The following is a 19,912-nucleotide window of genomic DNA, read 5'->3' on the forward strand; positions in this document are numbered from 1 at the left end:
AAACACAACAATATTATTTGATCCAAAAATATCGGTGCAGTTGAGACAACTGCACCCCCTGAGACAAAAAAAATCCCCGCAGTCCCGAAGGACCACGAGGAAACACCCCTGTGGGCGTTGACGGATTCGAACCGCCGACCCTCTGCTTGTAAGGCAGATGCTCTAAACCAGCTGAGCTAAACGCCCGATATATTGTATCGGTTGCTTTAAGTAATATTGCTTAGTTCCTTAAAGCGAGTGCAAAGGTATGGCTTTTTTGTGAAACCACCAAATGTTTCTACAAGTTTTTTCAAAAAAAGTTTGTTTTTGTTGCATTTTAGGGTGTTTTGCTGAGAAGAAACTCCCACAGATGTCACAGATTCTCACAGATGGTGCGTGTTTGGAGTGAATTCTGCGTTCTGTGGGAATACAGTTCTCCCACGGATTGCACTGATCAACACAGATGGTTGGTTGCGTTAGTGGTTGCGTGGGTACGGCAGGATGCCATACCCTCCTATATCTGTGTAAATCCGTGCTATCTGTGGGAGACCCTTCTCTACAAGAAGGTTCTGTGAATTCTGTGAATTCTGTGGGAGGAAATCACAGCAAGAAGGTTCTGTGCAGATCTGTGAAATCTGTGGGAGAGAATCACAGTAAGAAGGCTGCGTGGGTATGGCAAGGATGCCATACCCTCCTACATCTGTGTAAATCCGTGCTATCTGTGGGAGACCCTTCTCTACAAGAAGGTTCTGTGATTTCTGTGAATTCTGTGGGAGAAAATCGCAGTAAGAAGGTTCTGTGCAGATCTGTGAAATCTGTGGGAGAAAATCACAGCGAGAAGGTTCTGTGAATTCTGTGGGAGAAAATCAGCTTGGTTAGTGCAGCTGAGAGTTAGCTGCGTGGGTATGGCAAGGATGCCATACCCTCCTACATTAGTCCTTTTCGATGAGCACGGTGGCGTAGGCGGAGATGCCCTCCATACGACCGGTGAAGCCGAGCTTCTCTGTAGTTGTTGCCTTGATTGACACGTTGTCGATGTCGGTCTGCATCACGTCGGAGAGGCAGCGTTGCATCTCGGGTATGTGCGGATTGAGCTTCGGACGCTCGGCACACACCGTAGCGTCTACGTTACCGATGCGGTAGCCCTTGGTAGCGATGAGGTCGACGGTCTTGCGCAATAGTATCTTACTATCGACGTTGAGCGTCTCGGCAGCCGTATCGGGGAAGTGGTAGCCAATGTCGCGCATGTTGGCAGCACCGAGCAGTGCATCGCAAATGGCGTGGATGAGCACGTCGGCATCGCTATGTCCGAGCAAGCCGAGTTCGTAGTCGAGGCGGATGCCGCCGAGCCACAGCTCGCGACCCTCCACCAGTTTGTGGACATCATATCCTAATCCGGTTCTTATCTTCATATTATCTACGCTTGAAGAGGTCCTTTATTCCGTCCATATCGAACGACAGCGAGAAGCGCAGCGTCTGATCGAGCGGGTTCGACTTTGCGGTGGCGATGACGTAGCCAGCATCGAGCGAGAAGACGCTCATGCGGAAGCCTGCGCCCACGGTGAAGTACTTGCGATTGCCCTTGTTCTCCGACTCGTGGTGGTAGCCGGCGCGCACCGAGAACTTATCGTTGTAGACATACTCGGCACCAAGGCTCCAGCGTATCTCCTGCATCTCCTCCTTAAATCCGCCAGGTGCGTCGCCGAAGCTCTTGAACACACCACTGATTGATGAGAGGTCGTAGTAGTCCTTACGCTTGCGCTGCTCGAACTCCTCGTTTGTCTCGCCATCGTTCTTCACCGGCATGGTGGGCACGAGCGGCTTGTTGGCATCGGCAGCGATGGTGATGCGGTTGTACTCGTCGAGCGGAATCATCAGCGACGCACCGAGACGCAGGTTGGCAGGGATAAACTCCGACTCGTCGGTGCCACCGAAGTTGATCTTCGAACCGATGTTCGACATATTCAGACCAAAACCGAGCTGACACTCGCGCTGTCCGATGTTGATATAATTCTGGTAGTAGGCAGCGAGGTCTACGGCGAATGCCGAGCCTGGCGACGTGTCCGACGTATAGTCGTAGGTAAGGTCGGAGTAGATCCAGCGCACGGCTGCAGCGATAGAGAACTTCTCGCTGAGCATGATTGAGTAAGCCACGTCGAGCGACATCTCGTACGGATTGATGGTCATCGAGTTGTCGTCTGTAGCTCCCATATTGGTGTACACCTCACCGAGCGAGAAGTAGCGCAACGATGCCGATACGGCAGAGTAGTCGCCGATGCGATAGTAGCCTGCGAGATAGGCAAGATCTATGTCGCTCACGATGCGGCGCAACCACGGGGTGTAGTTGAGCGATACGCCGGCGCGTGAGATGGCGAACGGATACTTCGCTGGGTTCCAATACTGCGACACTACATCAGGGTCTGTAGCCGCACCGATGTCGCCCATACCGCCGGCGCGTGCGTCAGGTGCTATCGACTGCGAAGTCACCGACGAGGTCTCCGGTCGGAACATATCCTGCTTCTCCTGAGCGGCTGCAGGCAGTGTAATGAGTGCGGCGAAGAGTAGTGCCGCCAACTTCTGTGTTAGTTTCATCTTCTTTGTTATTATTATATTTCGGGCGTACTGCGTTGTACGTAACGACCGACGCGCCCGTTATTATAAACGCCCGAACTACTTAATTATTGCCTACAACGATAAGTTTCTTGGCTTTCGATATGCGTGTGGAGCCTTCAGAGGTGAGGTGAACGCGGTAGAGATACACTCCGGTCTGCAAGCGCGAGCCTCCATCGATGGTCAGATCCCAGGGCACGGTATAGGTACTTGTAGCACTCACACCGCTCTCCTCGTGTCGCCAGAGGAGGCGTCCGCTCACGTCGAACACGTCGATGATGACACCAAGTTCTGCGCCCGTACGGTCGTGACTGATGATGAATGTCGTCTGCTCGCGCGCAGGGTTATTGGTGCAACCTATCGAGAACGACGGCTTCTGACTCTGAACGACGTGGAACGTAAGCTCGGCTGTGGAGTAGTTGTTCAGAATGTCCCACGCACGGAACTGCAACTTGTGCGGTCCCACCTCCAGTTGCGGTATATTATAATATGTGGAGCCGGAGGTGTACGAACCGAAGTCGTACTGGAAGTTGTCGTTGAGCGAGTAGGTCATCTCCATCTTGCCGTCGATGATGAGCTGCATGTCGTGTCCGATGCCAGCTCCCGAGGCGTTAATGCCGTCCTTATCCTTCAGTTCAGCCACGAAGTAAGGCGTAGAGTTCACACGGTCGCCGTTGCTGAACGATGGCGAGTTGAGGTAGCAATAGATGGACGGACCGACGGAGTCGTTCTGTGCTATGTCGCTGCCGCCCACCATGAAACGCTCGCTGTAGCCATGCGCCGTGAGCGTGTGGTCGTCGTTGATGGCGAAGGCGTTGATGAGTCCCGACTGATTGGAGTAGTTGATATCCTTCGGCACTGCGAACGTCATTGAGAAGCGTCCGTTAGTGATGCGGTCGTCGCCCGAGAAAATTGTCTTCGTGCGGTCGGTGTACTCGAACGTCTCGTCAGCCTCCTTAGGCTGATTGAGATGGCAAGTGATTGTTTCGAGATTGTCGCGCACCGTGAGCGATACGATGCCGTTGAAGTCGTCGTTGTTCTCCACGTGTCCGGCTATGGTGACGAGCGAACCTGCCTTCATCGCCACCTCAGCGTTCGCCTTTGTCAGGTCGACCCCGTTGATAGAGTCGATAATGATGTGCGCTGTGGGCAGATGCAGACGTAGTGCAGGGTCGCCGAGCAACGAGTACTGCAGCGAGTTTTCTGCCAGACTCTTTCCGTTCATTTCGTTCTTCGCACGGCGCACAGCCTCGCCGAGGGCTATCGGTTTGCCGTCAGTCTCATAGGTGAGTACATGTTTCATAAACGCCGAGTTGAGTGTGGTGTTGTACGAAGCGTACACGGTGCGCGTGGTGCCGTAGAACGCCATTGCTCCGCCCTTAGAGTTGAGCAGTGCCGTCTCGCCGATAGTAGCCTCACCGTTGTCGAACGGCATGATATCGCACGAGGCTGTCACCCATAGTGGCATGTTCTTATTTGTGAACTCAGCGAAGTCGCTTATGCCGAGCACCTTCTCATGCGAGATAAGTATCTCGGAGCCGTGTCCTGCATAATCCATGATGAGTGCGCCCTGCTGCTGTTGCTTCTTTACGACGTTCGTCACCTCGGGATAGCTATTGCCCGCGGCACCAGCCTGCATCTTGTAGGCATCCCACATCACCTTCTTCACAACATACTGCGGATGTGCCGCTGCCACTTGGTTAGCTACAAGATTGGCATCCTTCATGTGCAGATTGCTATCGCCGTCATCGCCCATGAACATTATCGTGTTCTGCCACGAACCGCCGTTGCTATTCTCGGCGTAGTTGATGGTCTTGTCCACCATTATCTTCGCCTCCGCATCGCTCACTACGGGGAAACGTCCCACGCCGATGTCGAGTTTGTCGACATACATCGGTTTCAAACCTTCGCCGTCGTCGAGCATAGCATGGAAACTGTCATCGATGTAGCAGACACGACGGTCGTATGAGTTCTCGCTCTCGAACGCCAAGAGATAGTCGTCGGTGCTTTTACCCGTGTTGTGAGATGTAATCATGCGGTTGTCCCACAGACAGTCGCCGAAGAGCAACAAGTACTTCGGACGGTCGTTCTCACCAGTGGAACGGTCGTAGAGCATCTTCATGTAGCGGCGGTACGCCGAAGCATCGGGGGTACCACTCGAGAACTCATTATAGAGTTCGTCGGCAGGCACAAGGTTCACCGTCATCGAGTCGTGCTGCTCGTGGAACGCCTTCAGTCGCTGTGCCTGCTTCAGCAGTTTCTGCGACGTAGGTATGATAATCACCAAGTCGGCTTGTGGGTCGGCATGGTGGTTCTGGTTCATTATGTTGTACACGTAATTAGGTACGGGGAAGGTAGCAGTCTTGAGGTCGGGCAGTGGGCGCGGCTTGTTCCACGCCATCGACACCATGTCGAGGCGCATCGGATTAGAACCGCTAAGCACAGAGAGCTTCACCTTCGCCGTGCCCTTCACGGCTGGTACGCGGTAGGTGCCACGACTCTCGCAGCCGTAGATGTAACTATTGTTGGAGTTAGAGGTCTGCAACGTGCCCACGATGGAGTCGTTGTACTCCACTTGCACCTTGCAGTAGTTGCTCGACGTTACCACAACGTAGAGATTGCCCTTCGTGGCGTTTGGGTTCTCAGGGATGTCGACAGTCGTGTATGAGCCTTGCGATACCTGCTGCGCACTGAAAAAGTTGCGTCCACCCTTGTACCATGAGTAGCCATCCTGCTCATGCAGGTCGTGATAGAAGTCGGGTGAGGGGTAGAACGAAGCGACGAACGTGTCGTAGTCTACCTTCGCAGGCTCAGACGATGTGTCCTCGGTGAGGAAGTAATAGCCATAGTTGGAGTAGTAGTTGCGCGTTCGGCGGTCGGCAGTTTCGGTCTCCCACGACACTGGACCGCGAGCGTAGAAGAGTCGCTTGCCATCCACCTCGCAGATGGGCACTTCCTTCAGGTCGTCCTGCTCCACGAGGTCTTTCGCTTCGAGTGTCTCGTTGATTAGATTTCCGCCATATCCATATATCTTCACCTTATTAATGTCGGTGAAGCCCGCCTGACGCACGAGTGCCGAGGTGAGCTGATAAATGCCCGACTCTGCCACACTTATCTTCGCCCAACGTCCCTCGCGTAGTACGCTCTGCTTGGCATAGCGTTTTGCCGCAGGCAGCGTGTCCCACACGTTCACCTGAGCATCTGCACGCACGGCTCCTGCGCTCAACGCCGCCTTGCGGTGCACGTCGTCCTTGGCACGTGCCTCGCAGCGCAACATGAAACTCACGAGCTGCTTGTAGCGTCCGTCGCGGTACACCACGGGGTTGACGGTAGTGAGGAGCGACGCTCGCTTGCGGTCGTACGTCACGTGGGTCTCCACACGTGGCTCTGCGTCGGGCAGTTCGCTCTCGATGCGCTTGTAGTTCGCCACATCCGTAGCTCGCATGTCCGCATACTCAGGATAGACAACGCTGACGGTGTACACGGAGTCGCGCCACGCTTCGGGCAGAGGCGTGACGTGTGTGAACTGCGGTGCGTACAAGGTATCGACACGCAGCTCATCGGCTGTGAGGTGGAAGAACTGCTGGGCACTTGCGGGTAGCACTGCGCAGACTGTCAGCAGCATTAATATGGTATGGCGTAATTTCATGTCTTTTCTTTATTTGTTTCCACAAGTGTTAGGAACCGCGTTATCCAACGGATAGTGCCGTGTGTCCTACAAGAACGTTTATACTCCCACGGATTTCACGGATGAACACAGATATTTGGTGTAAGTACACCCACGGAATTCACGGATGAACACAGAAGTTTGGATGGCTGCGTGGGCATGGCAGGGATGCCATACCCTCATATATCTGTGTACATCTGTGACATCTGTGGGAGAATATTTTAGCAGTCCCTTCTGTGACATCTGTGGGAGAATATCTTAGCAGTCCATTCCGTGAAATCTGTGTATTCTGTGGGAGAACTTCCCCTGCAGTTCTACTTGCAGCTGAACTCCAGCACTTTGCGGTCTTCGAGGTAGCCCTCCAGCTTGTCGTCAATGTTCACCTGACCCACGCCTGCGGGTGTACCAGTGAATAGAATATCGCCGGTCTTCAGCGTGAAGAACTGCGAGATGTACGCGATCAGCTCGTCTACACGATAGAGCATGTCGCTGGTGCATCCCTCCTGCACGGTCTTGCCGTTGATGTCGAGGTGGAAATGGATTGCCTGCACGTCGCGGAACTTCTCCAACGGCACCCAGTCGCCTATCGCAGCCGAACCGTCAAAGCCCTTGCACAGTTCCCACGGCTTACCCTCGGCGCGCAACTTCTTCTGCAACTCGCGTGCGGTGAAGTCGATGCCCACCGTCACGGCATCGTAATAACGCGGAGCGAAACGCTCAGAGATAGTCTTGCCGAGGCGCGAAATGCGCACAACAAGCTCAGTCTCATAGTCGATGCGTCCGAGGTGATCGGGGATGAAGAATGGCTTGTGATCCTTCAGCAGTGCCGAGTCGGCTTTTGTAAAGATAACGGGCTCCTCTGGTTTATATAACGTACCATGCAGCTCTTTATTGTGTTCGAGGTAGTTCATACCTACAGCAAATATCTTCATAAGCGATGAAAATTAAAAAGCCGCAGAAGGCTATTCACCCTCTACGGCTCCAATATTAATTATGCGTAATTGATTTCTCTAATTACTCAGCAGCAAGAGTGAAGCGCTTGTAAGCAACGATCTTCAGATCCTTGTCCTGAGACTTGAGATAGCCAGCAACGTTCTGCTTAGCGTCGTCGCCGAACTGGAACTCCTGGTTAACGAGGCACACCTCCTTGAGGAACTTTGCAACGCGACCCTTAGCGATGTTCTCAATCATTGTCGGGTTGAGCTTAGCTGTAGCCTCAGCGCCTACAGTCTCCTTGATCTCGCGGAACTTAGCTACGTCCTCTGCTGTGATCCAGCCCTTGCCCTGGTTAGACTCGATGTGATCCTCAGAGTCGAAGTGGTTCGGGTTGAGACCAGCCTTGTGGAGAGCAGCATTCACTGCCTTCTCTACGAGCTCTTCCTTAGTCTTCTCAACAGCTACCTTGAACTCCTCTTTCTTCATCTCATCAGAGATTAAGCTTTCGTCGAGTGCGAGCGGCTTCATAGCAGCTACCTGCATAGCGATCTTGTGACCTACCTCAGCGTTCTCCTTGTTGAGCTGCACCATTGTGCAGAGAGTGTGCTTGTTCATGTGGTCGTAAACCTCTACGTTCTCACCCTCGAGTACGCAGTAGCCGTCGAGCTCCATCTTCTCGCCAGTGATACCTGAGCGTGCTGTAACAGCAGCCTGAACGTCAGACTCGCCGAGAGCCAAAGCCTTAACCTCGTCGAGAGTCTGAGCCTTAGCAGCGATAGCAGCGTCGAGGATATCAGATGTGAGCTTGATGAAGTCAGCACCGTTAGCCACGAAGTCGGTCTCACACTTGAGAGCGATGATAGCAGCGAAATTGCCTACCTTCTTAACGAGTACACAACCGTTAGATGTCTCGCGGTCTGAACGCTTTGCAGCGATAGCGAGTCCACGCTCACGGAGCAAATCCTTTGCCTTATCGAAATCACCTTCTGCCTCTGTCAGAGCCTTCTTTACGTCTGCAAGACCAGCACCTGTCATAGCGCGAAGTTTCTTGATGTCTTCAATTGAAACAGCCATTTTTCTTAAGTTATTAATTAATTATTAATTATTGATGATTGATTGCTTTTTAACCTAAAAATCGGAAATTCTCCATTCCAAAATCTTGATTTACGAATTAAAGAATTTCCGATTTATATGTATTATAGTTGCTTACTCAGCAGCCTCAGCCTCTTCCTTGCGAGCCTTGCGAGGAGCCTTGCCCTCCTTCTGCTCAGCAGCAGCCTTCTCGTCAGCCTTCTCTACCTTGCGCTCCTCAAGACCTTCTGCGATAGCACCGCAGCAAGCTGAGAGAACTACGTCGATAGAATCCTTAGCGTCGTCGTTAGCTGGGATGATGTAGTCGATGTTGCGTGGGTCAGAGTTGGTGTCGACCATAGCGAACACAGGGATACCGAGGCGGTTAGCCTCGCGCACTGCGATGTTCTCCTTCATCACGTCGACAACGAACAAAGCGCTCGGGAGGCGAGTCAAGTCAGCGATAGAACCGAGGTTCTTCTCCAGCTTAGCGCGCTGACGTGTCACCTGCAGAAGCTCACGCTTAGAGAGCTTTGAGAATGTACCGTCGTTCATGAGCTTGTCGATGTTCGCCATTTTCTTAACAGCCTTGCGGATTGTCGGGAAGTTGGTGAGCATACCGCCCGGCCAACGCTCGATAACGTAAGGCATGTTTACGCTCGCTGCTTTCTCAGCAACTACGTCCTTAGCTTGTTTTTTAGTAGCGACGAACAGGATCTTCTTGCCTGACTTTGCGATCTGCTTGAGAGCCTCTGCAGCCTCGTCAACCTTAGCTACGGTCTTGTGCAAATCGATGATATGAATACCATTGCGCTCCATGAAGATATAAGGAGCCATTGCCGGATTCCACTTACGACGGAGGTGGCCAAAGTGACAGCCTGCCTCTAACAACTGGTCAAAATTAGTTCTTGACATTTTCTTTGTTTGTTAAAATTGTTTACTTTCCTTTGAGTTGAATTGAACCAGCCCACGAGTAACGAATGTTCGGTCTCGCGAGTTTGGATGCTAAACGTTGTCCGGAGCATTCTAAGCCGCCGCATCAAGCAGCAGCATAGAAAGACACCAAGACTGTTTGATATTAACGCTTGCTGAACTGGAAGCGACGGCGTGCCTTCGGCTGACCCGGCTTCTTACGTTCAACCTCACGAGCGTCGCGTGTGAGGAAGCCCTGTACCTTGAGAGTCTTCTTGTCCTCAGCGTTAACCTTAACGAGTGCGCGAGCGATAGCGAGGCGAAGAGCCTGGCTCTGACCTGTGAAGCCGCCACCGTCGAGGTTTACCTTGATGTCATATTTCTCTTCCACACCGAGCAGGAGCAGCGGCTGCTTAACAACGTACTGCAGGATTGCTGATGGGAAATACTTTGTGAGTTCTTCCTTATTGATAGTGATCTTACCGGTGCCCTCTGTGAGATATACACGAGCTACGGCACTCTTACGGCGACCAATTGCATTAATCATTTCCATGTCTTATGCTTTATTTATACTGGTTAATATCGATAGCCTTCGGCTGCTGTGCCTCGTGCTTGTGCTCTGTACCGTCATAGATATAGAGGTTGTCGAGAAGACGACGACCGAGCGGACCCTTCGGGAGCATACCCTTCACAGCGTGACGGATAATCTTGTCCATACCGTCCGGACGCTTGCGGAGCTCTGCCGGAGTGTTGAAGCGCTGTCCACCAGGATAGCCAGTATAACGTGTGTAGACCTTGTCAGTTTCCTTCTTACCTGTGAAAACTGCCTTAGCAGCGTTGATGATAATAACGTTGTCACCGCAGTCTACGTGCGGAGTGAAAGTAGGCTTGTACTTTCCGCGGATGAGCTTTGCTACCTTAGAGCAGAGACGACCTACAACCTGGTCTGTGGCATCGATAACCACCCACTCCTTCTTAGCTGTTTCCTTGTTAACGGAAATAGTCTTGTAACTTAAAGTGTTCATTTTTTTAATTAAAATATTACTACTAAAAAACATTTATTTTTCTTGCACGAGCGATTCACTAACCACGCCGTCTGGCCTTTTCGACAAACGCTATTAACACCCTCATGCAGGGGACTCTAAGTGTATCCCCAAATAATCGGTCTGCAAAATTACACATTTTTTATTATATAGAAGTGATATGCAATAAGTAGCAACGAATATTTAGAATTATTTAACAAGCACAAAAGTTTCGTTTTCTCCAGTTTTTAGTGTACTTTTGCAGCAGTAAAGCATAAAGAGGTGTTGTTAGGGGGTGCACTTGTCTCCGCTCGGCTTTGCCGCTTGCCAGAGCAAGAAGTGCACCAACCAAGCAAGCGAAAGTAACTTAAGGGGGTGCACTTGTCTCAAGTGCACCAACCGAACAGACCAACTGAATAGAATGTGTCATTAACTTGGTTGGTGCACTTGAGACAAGTGCACCCCCTAATGTCTCCTACTAAAGTAAAAAAGACTAACAATAACATTTTAAACAAAACGACTATGAACAAACAGATTAACACAGAGAAAGCCCCAGCAGCTATCGGTCCGTACTCACAGGCTGTAGAGGCTAACGGCATGGTATTCGCATCGGGTCAGCTGCCTATCGACCCTACAACAGGTGCATTCGCAGAGGGCGGCGTAAAGGAGCAAACACGCCAGTCGCTCACCAACGCTAAGCACATCCTCGAGGAAGCAGGTACCGACCTGCAGCATGTTGTCAAGACTACTGTATTCCTCAGCGACATGGCTGACTTTGCTGCCATGAACGAGGTTTACGCCGAATTCTTCTCACAGCCGTTCCCGGCTCGCTCTGCAGTCGCAGTGAAGACTCTGCCGAAGAACGCTTTGGTCGAAGTAGAGTGCATCGCTGTTAAGTAAGCCGACCACACCACAGGGGGTGCACTTGTCTCAAGTGCACCAACCAACCAAGAACTGCACCAACCAAGAAACACACCAACCAAGAAACACACCAACCAAGAAGTGTACCAACTGCTTGGTTGGTGCAGCAGAGACTGCTGCACCCCCTATGGGCATCGCTTTATCATATAGCGGCAATCACTCCTTCACCTTTCTTTCCATCCATCATTATTCTTAGTCCTTTCTCGAAGCGCACCACGCGCACGTGTTCTGTTTCTTCTACAGTCGGCATTGCGTCGAGCGCAGCCTTGTGGAAGCAGCCATCGTTGCGGTTCTCGTCGATGGTGAAGTAGCCCACACCGAACGATGTGAGATTTTGGAAGAAGTGCGTACCTTGACTTGGGTCTACGCGGTAGTTCTTCAGCGCCACCTCCACGATGACACGCGCAGCCGAGATGTGCGGCCACTTCACGGGTATGCCCAACCACGAATCGCTCGAACCCCATCTACCCGGACCCACAAGCACGTAGTTTGTGCCGCGGTCGAGATATTCCTTGTTCAGTTTTTCTATTTCGCGTGCTATCGTCGGGTTGTTGGCAGCCGAGAAGCGGTCGTCGGTCTTCACGTACACCACGTCGGTCACGTCTTCCGTCACACCATGCCCGAGCGAGTTGTGCGAGCGCAGCAGACAGTGGTCGTCGGGTATCGCCGCAAGGTCTTCGTCGAGCATCTGCTTCTGGTCGACAATGGGACGTATCTGCAGCAGGTAGAGCGACCCTGTGCGGTCGGCGTTGAGGTTACATGCAAACTCTATCTCCACTGGTCGGCGCATAGCTTCTGCACCGAAACGCATCGACATCTGCAGCAGCTCGGGCAGTGGGAACACACCCTGCTGCAGCACTCCGGCGAACGATATCACCTTTCTGCCACCTTCGTACAGTCCGTCGCGTATCACCTGGTCGTAGGGGTCGTAGGTTGAGGCGATAAAGTTGAGCGAGTTGTCGCGCTCCGCCTCCTTCACCTTCAGATTTAGGATATTAAAACCATCGTCCACCTTGAAGTCGTTGCCCACATGCTGCGTGTCGAGAGCGTAGAAGCGTGTCTGCGTCTCGCGCAGTGCCGTCTCCAGTTCGGAGGTCTGCAACACCTGGTGCGGATGGTATGGCGACACGCGCAGCGTCTGTCCGCCGTCGACGATATACTTGCCCAAGCCCAGCGCGAGCGAGGCGATGCCATCCTCAGCACGCTCGTCGCCTATGGGGTAGTAGTTGAGCGAGCGCAGCACGCCCGATATGTTCGGATAGTAGCGTCCGTCGAACTGCTTGCCCACCACTTCCTGCAGTATCACCGCCATCTTCTCCTGGTCGATGACATTGCTCGTGGCTGTCATGTAAGCCTTCGAGTCGCGATAGTAGACCGAGGCATAGACACCTTTTATGGCGCACGCCAACATCTCAAGCATGGCATACTTGTCGTCGAGGTACGGAATCATGTACGTAGAGTAGATGCCGGCGAAGGGCTGATAGTGGGCATCTTCGAGCAGCGACGACGAGCGTATGGCTATCGGACTCTTCACTGCCTCGAAGAACGTGAAGAAGTCGGCTATGAGCGAGTCGGGCAGCTGCGCACGCAGGAAGTGGCGCAGTATGTCGTCGTCCGAGGCATCGCTGAGCGCAATCTGGTAGAGATTGTTCTGCACCATGAACTGGTCGAACACATCGGTACAGAGTACCACGGTGCGCGGTATCTGCACAGTGGCTCCCTCCAGCGAGTTGAATTCGGGATGTGTCTTGATGATGTTGTCAAGGAACGCCAAGCCTCTACCCTTTCCGCCGAGCGAGCCCTCGCCGATGCGTGCGAAGTGGGAGTAAGCATCAAACTTCATGCGGTCGAACACCGCCACTACGCCAATATTCTTCATGTGGCGGTACTGCACAATGGCGTCGAAGATAATCTCGCGGTGGGCTGTGATATCCTTCAGTCGCTCCCACGTCACGGTCTTCAGAAACATCGACACGGGGAAGATGGCACGCGCCGACAGCCAGCGGCTCATGTGGTTGCGCGAGATGTGGTAGAGCATCGAGTCGTCGGGAATCTTGAAGATATTGTCCTGCAGCTCCTTCAGCGAGTGGATGCGCATTATCTCCGCCTTTGTCTTCGGGTCGCGGAAGATGAAGTCGCCGAAGCCGAGGTGTTCCTCGAGCATCTTATGCAGGTCGAGCGACATCTTCTTCGAGTTTTTATCTACGAAGCGGAAGCCTTCTGCCTCTGCCTTTGCGCGGTTCTCCGACTCAGAGCTTTCGAGTATCAGTGGCAGGTAGGGGTCGGTCTTTCTTATCTCGCGCATCAACTTCAGCCCCGCCTCGCTGTCCTTCACGCCGTGTATGGGGAAGCGCACGTCGCTAATCACGCCGAGCACGTTGTCCGAGTAGCGTTCGTAGAGTGCCATTGCCTCCTCATAGTTGCGTGCCAACACCACTTTCGGTCTGCCACGCATACGCAGCGAAGCAGCGTGGCGGTTGAGTGCCTCGGTAGAGAAGCGTTTGCTCTGCGCGAGTATGTAGTTGTAGAGGTTGGGCAGTATGGAGCTGTAGAAGCGTATGCTGTCCTCCACCAACAATATCATCTGCACGCCACCCTCGTCGATGTCGTGCTCAAGGTTCATCTTGTCCTCTATCAGCTTGATAATGGAGAGAATGAGGTTGGTGTTGCCGAGCCAGCAGAACACGTAGTCGAAGATGGAGAGGTCTTCGTTCTCCATGCGCTTCGTGATGCCATGCGAGAAGGGCGTGAGCACTATGCAGTGCATATGTGGGAACTCCGCCTTTATGTCACGCGCCACGCTGAACGCGTCGTTGTCGGCGTTGCCCGGCATACAGATTACGAGGTCGATGTGCATTGTACGTAGTACCTGTCGCGCCTCCTCCGTGGTGCTCACCTGTGTGAACGTAGGCGGATAGCGCAGACCGAGCTCCACATACTCGTTGTATATCTTCTCCTCAACGCGTCCGTCGTCCTCGAGCATGAACGCGTCGTAGGGGTTAGCCACGATGAGCACGTTGTATATGCGACGCATCATCAGATTGACGAACGTCACGTCTTTCAAGTAGAACTTCTGATATTCCTGTGGTACCATCTTGTTTTTCTCTGTTTGTTCTTGATGCCCTGTCGGGCGTGTCCCTCTTGCCTTATTCCATGATTATTTCTTCACGCCCATGTTCCAGAGCGTGAAGCTGATGGCATCTGCAGTCTCTTCGAGTCGTTTTGCCAGCGGCTTTCCTCCGCCGTGTCCGGCGTTCACGCCGATGCTGATGAGCACCGGAGCCGTACCGCCCTGACACTCCTGCAGGCGTGCCGCGAACTTGAACGAGTGGGCTGGCACCACGCGGTCGTCGTGGTCGGCTGTGGTGACGAGCGTAGCCGGATAATGCACGCCGGGCTTCAGCGTGTGAAGCGGCGAATAGGCTCTGAGATACTCGAACATCTCCTTCGAATCCTCCGATGTGCCGTAGTCGGGTGCCCAGTTCCAGCCGATGGTGAACTTATGATAGCGCAACATATCCATAACGCCCACTGCGGGCAGGCAGACACGGAAGAGGTCGGGGCGCTGCGTCATGCAGGCTCCGACGAGCAGTCCGCCGTTGCTTCCGCCCTGTATGGCGAGATAGTCCTTCGAGGTGTAGCCCTTATCAATAAGGAATTCGGCAGCTGAGATGAAGTCGTCGAACACGTTCTGCTTCTGCAGCTTCGTGCCAGCCACGTGCCACTGCTCGCCATACTCACCGCCACCGCGCAGCACGGCGTGAACATATACGCCGCCGCGCTCCATGAACGGAATCATGTTCGACAGGAAGTGTGGTTTGTACGTCACGTTGAAACCGCCGTAGCCGTAGAGCAGCAGCGGGTTCTTGCCGTTCAGCTTCAGCCCCTTCTTGTGCGTGATGAAGAGCGGAGCGCGTGTGCCGTCCTTCGAGGTGTAGAAAAGCATCTCCGTAACGTAGTCCTGTGTGCGGAATGCGAGCTTCGGCGTAGACAGCAGCGTGCTCTTCGCCGTAGCCATATCGTAGCTGTAGATGGCACCTGGTGTGGTGTACGATGTGAACGAGTAGAACAATTCTTTCTGTCCGCGTGCACCGCTCACGGATGTTGTGCCGAATGTGGGCAGCTCAATCTCACTGAGTCGGTTGCCGTCGGTGTCGTAAACGTAAAGCTGGTTGCAGTTGTCCTTGGCGTACTGCAGTATCATGCGGTTGTCAGCGGTGAACGTAACGTCCTCGAGCACGCTCTCGCCCTCGCCCACCAGCTCCTTCCAGTCAGCGTAGCCCGGATTGCTCACGTCTGCCACCATGAGGCGGTACTTCGGTGCACCGGCGTTTGTGAGTATATACATACGGTTGCCCACGGTCTCCACAGGCGTATATATATATTGTGGGTCGGAGCACATCTGTATGAACTGCGCATCGGGCTGCCTCATGTCGCGCACATAGAGGTTGTTGCCGTTGTCCATGCCTGCCTCAGTGAGGTACATCACGGTCTCCTCCTTGTTCACGCTCACCTCGTAGAAGCGCAACGGCTGCGACGGGTTCTGATAGAACAGGCGGTCGTCGCTCTGCGGTGTACCTATGCGGTGGTAGTATATCTTCTGCACGGCGTTCTTGGCTGATGTCTCCTTGCCTTTCTCGGGCGCGTCGTAGGCACTGTAGTAGAAGCCGTCGCCCACCCATGTGGCTTTCGTGAACTTCGCCCACACGATGTGGTCGTCAAGCGTCTTGCCCGTCGCCACGTCCTTCACGTATATCTCCTCCCAGTCCGATCCGTTGCGCGAGATGACATACGCCATATACTTGCCGTCGTGCGAGAACGTGGTGCTCTTCAGCGCCACCGTGCCGTCGGTGCTCAGCGTGTTCGGGTCGAGCCACACGCGCCACTCGCTGACGGGCGCGTCGTAGCTGTCCATCTGGTAGAGCACCGCCTGATTCTGCAGTCCGTCGTTGCGGTAGGCGTACCACTTGCCGCCGCGCTCGAATGTCATGCCGCGCTTCTCGTAGTTAGCGGTCTCCTTCAGGCGCTTCAGTATCGCCTTGCGCATGGGTATGTTGTCGAGATACTTGCGACTCACGAGGTTTTCCTCTCTCACCCACTCTGCCGTGGCTGCGCTCGTGTCGTTCTCCAACCAGCGATACGGGTCGGCTACCTTCTCTCCGAAGTACTCGTCAACGGTGTTGTCCTTCGCCGTTGCCGGATATTTCAACTGTGCCATAGCGTCGGTTGTCGACAGCAAGACTGCTGCTGTAAGCGTTAGAATTACTGTTTTATTCATAGTCTTTGCTTTTTGCTTCGGGCTTGCTGAAGATGTCTTCAACATGATGCCCCTATTGATAGCTGTTCTATTAGGGTTTATTCTGCAAAACTACACTTTTGCGATGAGAAAAACAAACAAATGCGCAGTTTTGCTATGAAAAAAGGCGCAACCCGTGCGGTTGCGCCTTTCCTATTGTTGTTTTGCCTAAGCCGAACTAAGCCTTCTTAAGTCTTTCTAAGCCGAACCAAGCCTCTTTAAGCTATCCTTAGCCCTCCCCGACGGGGAGGGTTGGGAGGGGCTTTTACTTCACGAGCTTCTGCGAACGGATGATGTTGCCGTTCTGCATCTTCACGAGGTAAACGCCAGAAGCGAGCTGCTGAGCGTCGAACGATGTCGGGTTAACGAGGTACTTAACGAGTACACCGCTTGCATCGTAAACCCATGCCTTCTCTACGTTCTGGAAGTTAAACTTGCCATCAGCTGCCTCTACCTTAGAAACGCCCTGGCTTGCAGAGTTGATAGCGTCAACAACACCACCAGTGAGGTTTTCAGGCTCGTCAGCTACGCCCTGATCGTGGATGTCAGCTGCAGGTTTACGTCCTGGGTTGTTACCTGTAATCTCTACACTGAAATCCATTGAGAAGCCCTTGTTGTGGAGACCTGACGGGAGGAAGTCGCCTGCAAACCATGCGTCAGAGAATACGATGCGCAAACGGCTCGAACCTGGCTTAGCGTCTGATGGAATAGTGAATTCGCAGTCGATACCTGTTGTTTCGAATTGAGGGGTAGCTTGACGAATTGTACCAGCAAAGAACAACATCTCGCCATTAGCAGGATCTTCCTGCATAGTCTTAGGATAGAAGTTGTAGTCACCGTTGAAGTCAATCCAACCACCTGCGAAGCAGTAGCGCAAGCCATCAACTTTCTTAGAACCTTCCCATGTACTATTTGACGAATCAAAGCACTTTACATGGAGTTTCACCTTCTGACCCTGCTTAACCTTAAGCACACGAGCTGTCTGATCGTCATACTGTGAGCCGTCAGCCACCGGATGATCTGTGTGATAATCCAGATTCTGATCTGCACCCGTTGTTGTTACATCGGTCACATAACGCTGCTGACGAGCAATACCTGCACCGTCGCAGTCCGGGTTCATCTGACTGATAGGATAGCTTTCAGGATTTGCCTCTGGCAACGAAGCAATATCGCCACGTGTCACCTTCACCCACTCTACTGATGAGTAAGTCTTCAAGTCGGTAGACACTGAACGTACGCCGATGTACGGCTCATCTGTAGCTTCGAGCTGAATATCATTAACGAGCGTAGCCCAAGTTGTTGTGCGACCAACCTCAGAAACCTTACCATTCTCGCCGTTCTTATAGAGCACCTCGAAGTGATCGATGTTTGCCTCGTCGTTGTAAACGAGATCCCATGCAGCACGCTTCTGAGCCTTTGCGTCTACGCCCCAGAATACCTTTGCTGTGAGCGATGTCTTTGTCTCTTCCTTCACCTCTACAGTGAGATTCTTGATTGCAGCCGGTGTAGCCTTAACGTCGTCGTTGATTTCGAGCTTGCCTACATACATCTTGTAAGCGTTGTCGCTACCCTTAACGCGCAGACCGATGTGCTTGATGACGTCGCTCTTTGAAACGCCGTTGAGAGCCACCTTCACTTCCTGCCAGTTAGCACCTGTTACGTTGCCTACCGGTGCCTCTACCCATGAGCCGTCAGCCTTCTGAACGATTACGTAGAGCGAAGAAGCGTTTGTGCCCTCCTTGCCACTCTTAACAGCAATCTTAGCGAACGGGTTACCTGCCGATACGTTGAGGTCAGTCTTGTAGAGCACTACGTCTGTGCCTGCAGCAGTAGCCTTACCAGTGAGCAAGAGACTTGAACCACCGATATACTGGTCAGCGTGTGTGAATGTAGCGTCAATATCTGTGCTTACAGTCTGTGTGCCTGGCTTAACAACGAGCCAACGATATGTCGGAACTACGTCCTGTGTAGCCATATTGTACCATTTGCCAGCTGTTTTCTTTCCCTTGTATGCATAGCGGTCGCCATTACCAAGGCTAAAGTTTGTGCCAAACGGCAGGTTGCCGAAGATAGAAGAACGCTCCGGAATCCATGTTGCCAAGCCTGCGAAGCCCTGCAGTGGCTTATTGCTTGAGCCTCTTTCGACCTCCCAGTCGTTACCCGAGTTGCTTACTGCCGGACGCTCAAGTGGGTTGCGGTTACCACCCGACATCAAACGCTCTTGCATATATTGGTAGTTAGCCTGACGATCTTGAGGATCAAGACCAGATGTGTACGACCAGATACGGCTTGAAGCGTGCTCTCCCCAAAGACAGATGTTCATCTGCTTTGAATAGTCGTCTGCATTAAGACGATTCCAACCGCGGTTCATGGTTACGAACCACATACCTGCGTAGATGCCGTCTGTAGAACCGGTAGCGTCGATAGCCACCTTAGCAGAACTGCTGAGCTGATAAGAGAAGTCACCGCTCGAATAGTTGAGCATCAAGTCGTGTGTACGACCTTCCTTGTCGCCGAGCAGCCACTTTGCCTGCATAGCGCCTGAGATAGAGCTCTGGCTGGTGTAGATACCGCTGTGGTAGTTGTCGAAGCCGTTCTCAGCAGCCTTCTTCCAGAGAGCGCGGTGGAAGTTCACGATATCTGTCTTGTTGTAGCCAGCATCCTCCCAGTTGTAGTTGATACCGTCGAAGCCGAAGTACATCAAGCAGTTGATGATAGCGTCTACATACTTGAAGTTGCCGTTAGCGTCCTTTTCTGTACAATACTGAATCCAGCTGCCAGCTCCGTCAGGACGACCGCCTGTTGTGTCAAAGAACTTGATACCAGAGTAGATGTCAGAACCATTCTTGTGAGCTGCGTCAGTCCATGCTGCAGGTGCAGAGAAGAATCCGTGATTCCAAGAACCGAAGATGTTTGTGTAGTTCCACATCGAATAAACATCGCTATCGAAGTTCTTCGACGGTTGACCAACCGAACCATCTTTGCCAAAGCCCATCGGAATATTCATCCAAAGGTTACGCTTCTCGTAGGTGTCCTTGATAAGACGACCTGAGCGGTTGATGATGCCCTTGTTGCGAACGTGCGAACGGATGAACGCGATGTCGCTCTGCTGGATACCAGCTGCTGCGAACTCGGCAGCGGTAGGATACTTGCGACCGTCCTGATAAGCCTGATAGAACAGGTTGATGAGGTTCACGTCGTTGAAACCACTGAAGTCGTAAACTGCGCTTGCTTTGCTGTCATCAGCAGCAACAGCGTTTACACTCGGCATAGCTGACATGAACGCAGCCATAGCAAGTGTAGACAGAAGTACTTTTTTCTTCATGCTTTTTTGTTAATTTGTTTTAGTTAGTTATATTAGGATATTCTCGTGGCAAAGATACAAAAAAAATCGAAACAACAATTCCATTTAATTCCATTTTTTTATTTTCCACCCAAAGATTGTCCATCAGATGGGCAGCTATCCCCACTCGGCTTTGCCGCTTGCCAGAGCAAGAA

The 19,912-nt window shown here is 52.6% G+C and carries 12 protein-coding genes and 1 tRNA gene; 1 reads left to right on the top strand and 12 read right to left on the bottom strand.

Annotated elements, in window-relative coordinates:
* Positions 1–111: 111 nt before the first annotated feature.
* The 9 genes from HMPREF0673_RS11255 to rplM form a co-directional block, all read right to left on the bottom strand.
* A tRNA-Val gene (locus HMPREF0673_RS11255) sits at positions 112–186 on the bottom strand.
* Positions 187–911: 725 nt separating this feature from the next.
* Complete coding sequence (gene ispF, locus HMPREF0673_RS11260; RefSeq protein ID WP_007902478.1) at positions 912–1,391, bottom strand: 2-C-methyl-D-erythritol 2,4-cyclodiphosphate synthase; 480 nt, start codon at positions 1,389–1,391, stop codon at positions 912–914.
* Between the two features lies 1 nt (position 1,392).
* The gene (porV, locus tag HMPREF0673_RS11265; RefSeq protein ID WP_007902479.1) at positions 1,393–2,571 is read right to left on the bottom strand and encodes a type IX secretion system outer membrane channel protein PorV; all 1,179 of its coding nucleotides are present in this window, start codon (positions 2,569–2,571) and stop codon (positions 1,393–1,395) included.
* Positions 2,572–2,653: 82 nt separating this feature from the next.
* A complete protein-coding gene (gene porU, locus HMPREF0673_RS11270) occupies positions 2,654–6,238 on the bottom strand; it encodes a type IX secretion system sortase PorU (RefSeq protein ID WP_040596912.1) in 3,585 nt (1,194 codons plus the stop codon).
* 332 nt (positions 6,239–6,570) lie between these two features.
* Complete coding sequence (locus HMPREF0673_RS11275; RefSeq protein WP_007902482.1) at positions 6,571–7,188, bottom strand: fumarylacetoacetate hydrolase family protein; 618 nt, start codon at positions 7,186–7,188, stop codon at positions 6,571–6,573.
* Positions 7,189–7,270: 82 nt separating this feature from the next.
* On the bottom strand, positions 7,271–8,266 hold the full coding sequence (gene tsf / locus HMPREF0673_RS11280; RefSeq protein ID WP_007902487.1) for a translation elongation factor Ts: 996 nt from the start codon (positions 8,264–8,266) through the stop codon (positions 7,271–7,273).
* 132 nt (positions 8,267–8,398) lie between these two features.
* Positions 8,399–9,178 (bottom strand): 30S ribosomal protein S2, encoded by a 780-nt coding sequence (rpsB, locus tag HMPREF0673_RS11285; RefSeq protein ID WP_007902488.1) that lies wholly within the window; start codon positions 9,176–9,178, stop codon positions 8,399–8,401.
* A gap of 163 nt (positions 9,179–9,341) precedes the next feature.
* Positions 9,342–9,728 carry a 30S ribosomal protein S9 gene (rpsI, locus tag HMPREF0673_RS11290; RefSeq protein WP_007902489.1) on the bottom strand — a complete coding sequence of 129 codons (387 nt, stop codon included), beginning with the start codon at positions 9,726–9,728 and terminating at the stop codon, positions 9,342–9,344.
* 10 nt (positions 9,729–9,738) lie between these two features.
* Entirely contained in the window at positions 9,739–10,200 is a 462-nt protein-coding gene (gene rplM, locus HMPREF0673_RS11295) for a 50S ribosomal protein L13 (protein WP_022158160.1), read from the bottom strand.
* Positions 10,201–10,719: 519 nt separating this feature from the next.
* Here rplM and HMPREF0673_RS11300 point away from each other — a divergent pair.
* Positions 10,720–11,097, top strand: coding sequence for a RidA family protein (locus HMPREF0673_RS11300; RefSeq protein ID WP_040596913.1), 378 nt, complete (start codon positions 10,720–10,722; stop codon positions 11,095–11,097).
* A gap of 163 nt (positions 11,098–11,260) precedes the next feature.
* Here HMPREF0673_RS11300 and HMPREF0673_RS11305 read toward each other — a convergent pair whose 3' ends face one another.
* The 3 genes from HMPREF0673_RS11305 to HMPREF0673_RS11315 all read right to left on the bottom strand — a co-directional run bounded on the left by HMPREF0673_RS11305 (position 11,261) and on the right by HMPREF0673_RS11315 (position 19,739).
* A complete protein-coding gene (locus tag HMPREF0673_RS11305) occupies positions 11,261–14,212 on the bottom strand; it encodes a PEP/pyruvate-binding domain-containing protein (RefSeq protein ID WP_007902495.1) in 2,952 nt (983 codons plus the stop codon).
* Between the two features lie 63 nt (positions 14,213–14,275).
* On the bottom strand, positions 14,276–16,396 hold the full coding sequence (locus tag HMPREF0673_RS11310) for a prolyl oligopeptidase family serine peptidase (protein WP_040596915.1): 2,121 nt from the start codon (positions 16,394–16,396) through the stop codon (positions 14,276–14,278).
* 283 nt (positions 16,397–16,679) lie between these two features.
* Positions 16,680–19,739: an endo-beta-N-acetylglucosaminidase gene (locus HMPREF0673_RS11315; RefSeq protein ID WP_007902498.1), complete on the bottom strand. Its 3,060-nt coding sequence runs from the start codon at positions 19,737–19,739 to the stop codon at positions 16,680–16,682.
* Between the last annotated feature and the right edge of the window lie 173 nt (positions 19,740–19,912).

Source organism: Leyella stercorea DSM 18206, assembly GCF_000235885.1.
Lineage (GTDB): Bacteria > Bacteroidota > Bacteroidia > Bacteroidales > Bacteroidaceae > Prevotella > Prevotella stercorea.

Coding starts and splice junctions, on each gene's coding strand:
- ispF (WP_007902478.1), bottom strand. CDS start 1,391: ATGAAGATAAGAACCGGATTAGGATATGATGTCCACAAACTGGTGGAG.
- porV (WP_007902479.1), bottom strand. CDS start 2,571: ATGAAACTAACACAGAAGTTGGCGGCACTACTCTTCGCCGCACTCATT.
- porU (WP_040596912.1), bottom strand. CDS start 6,238: ATGAAATTACGCCATACCATATTAATGCTGCTGACAGTCTGCGCAGTG.
- HMPREF0673_RS11275 (WP_007902482.1), bottom strand. CDS start 7,188: ATGAAGATATTTGCTGTAGGTATGAACTACCTCGAACACAATAAAGAG.
- tsf (WP_007902487.1), bottom strand. CDS start 8,266: ATGGCTGTTTCAATTGAAGACATCAAGAAACTTCGCGCTATGACAGGT.
- rpsB (WP_007902488.1), bottom strand. CDS start 9,178: ATGTCAAGAACTAATTTTGACCAGTTGTTAGAGGCAGGCTGTCACTTT.
- rpsI (WP_007902489.1), bottom strand. CDS start 9,728: ATGGAAATGATTAATGCAATTGGTCGCCGTAAGAGTGCCGTAGCTCGT.
- rplM (WP_022158160.1), bottom strand. CDS start 10,200: ATGAACACTTTAAGTTACAAGACTATTTCCGTTAACAAGGAAACAGCT.
- HMPREF0673_RS11300 (WP_040596913.1), top strand. CDS start 10,720: ATGAACAAACAGATTAACACAGAGAAAGCCCCAGCAGCTATCGGTCCG.
- HMPREF0673_RS11305 (WP_007902495.1), bottom strand. CDS start 14,212: ATGGTACCACAGGAATATCAGAAGTTCTACTTGAAAGACGTGACGTTC.
- HMPREF0673_RS11310 (WP_040596915.1), bottom strand. CDS start 16,396: ATGAATAAAACAGTAATTCTAACGCTTACAGCAGCAGTCTTGCTGTCG.
- HMPREF0673_RS11315 (WP_007902498.1), bottom strand. CDS start 19,739: ATGAAGAAAAAAGTACTTCTGTCTACACTTGCTATGGCTGCGTTCATG.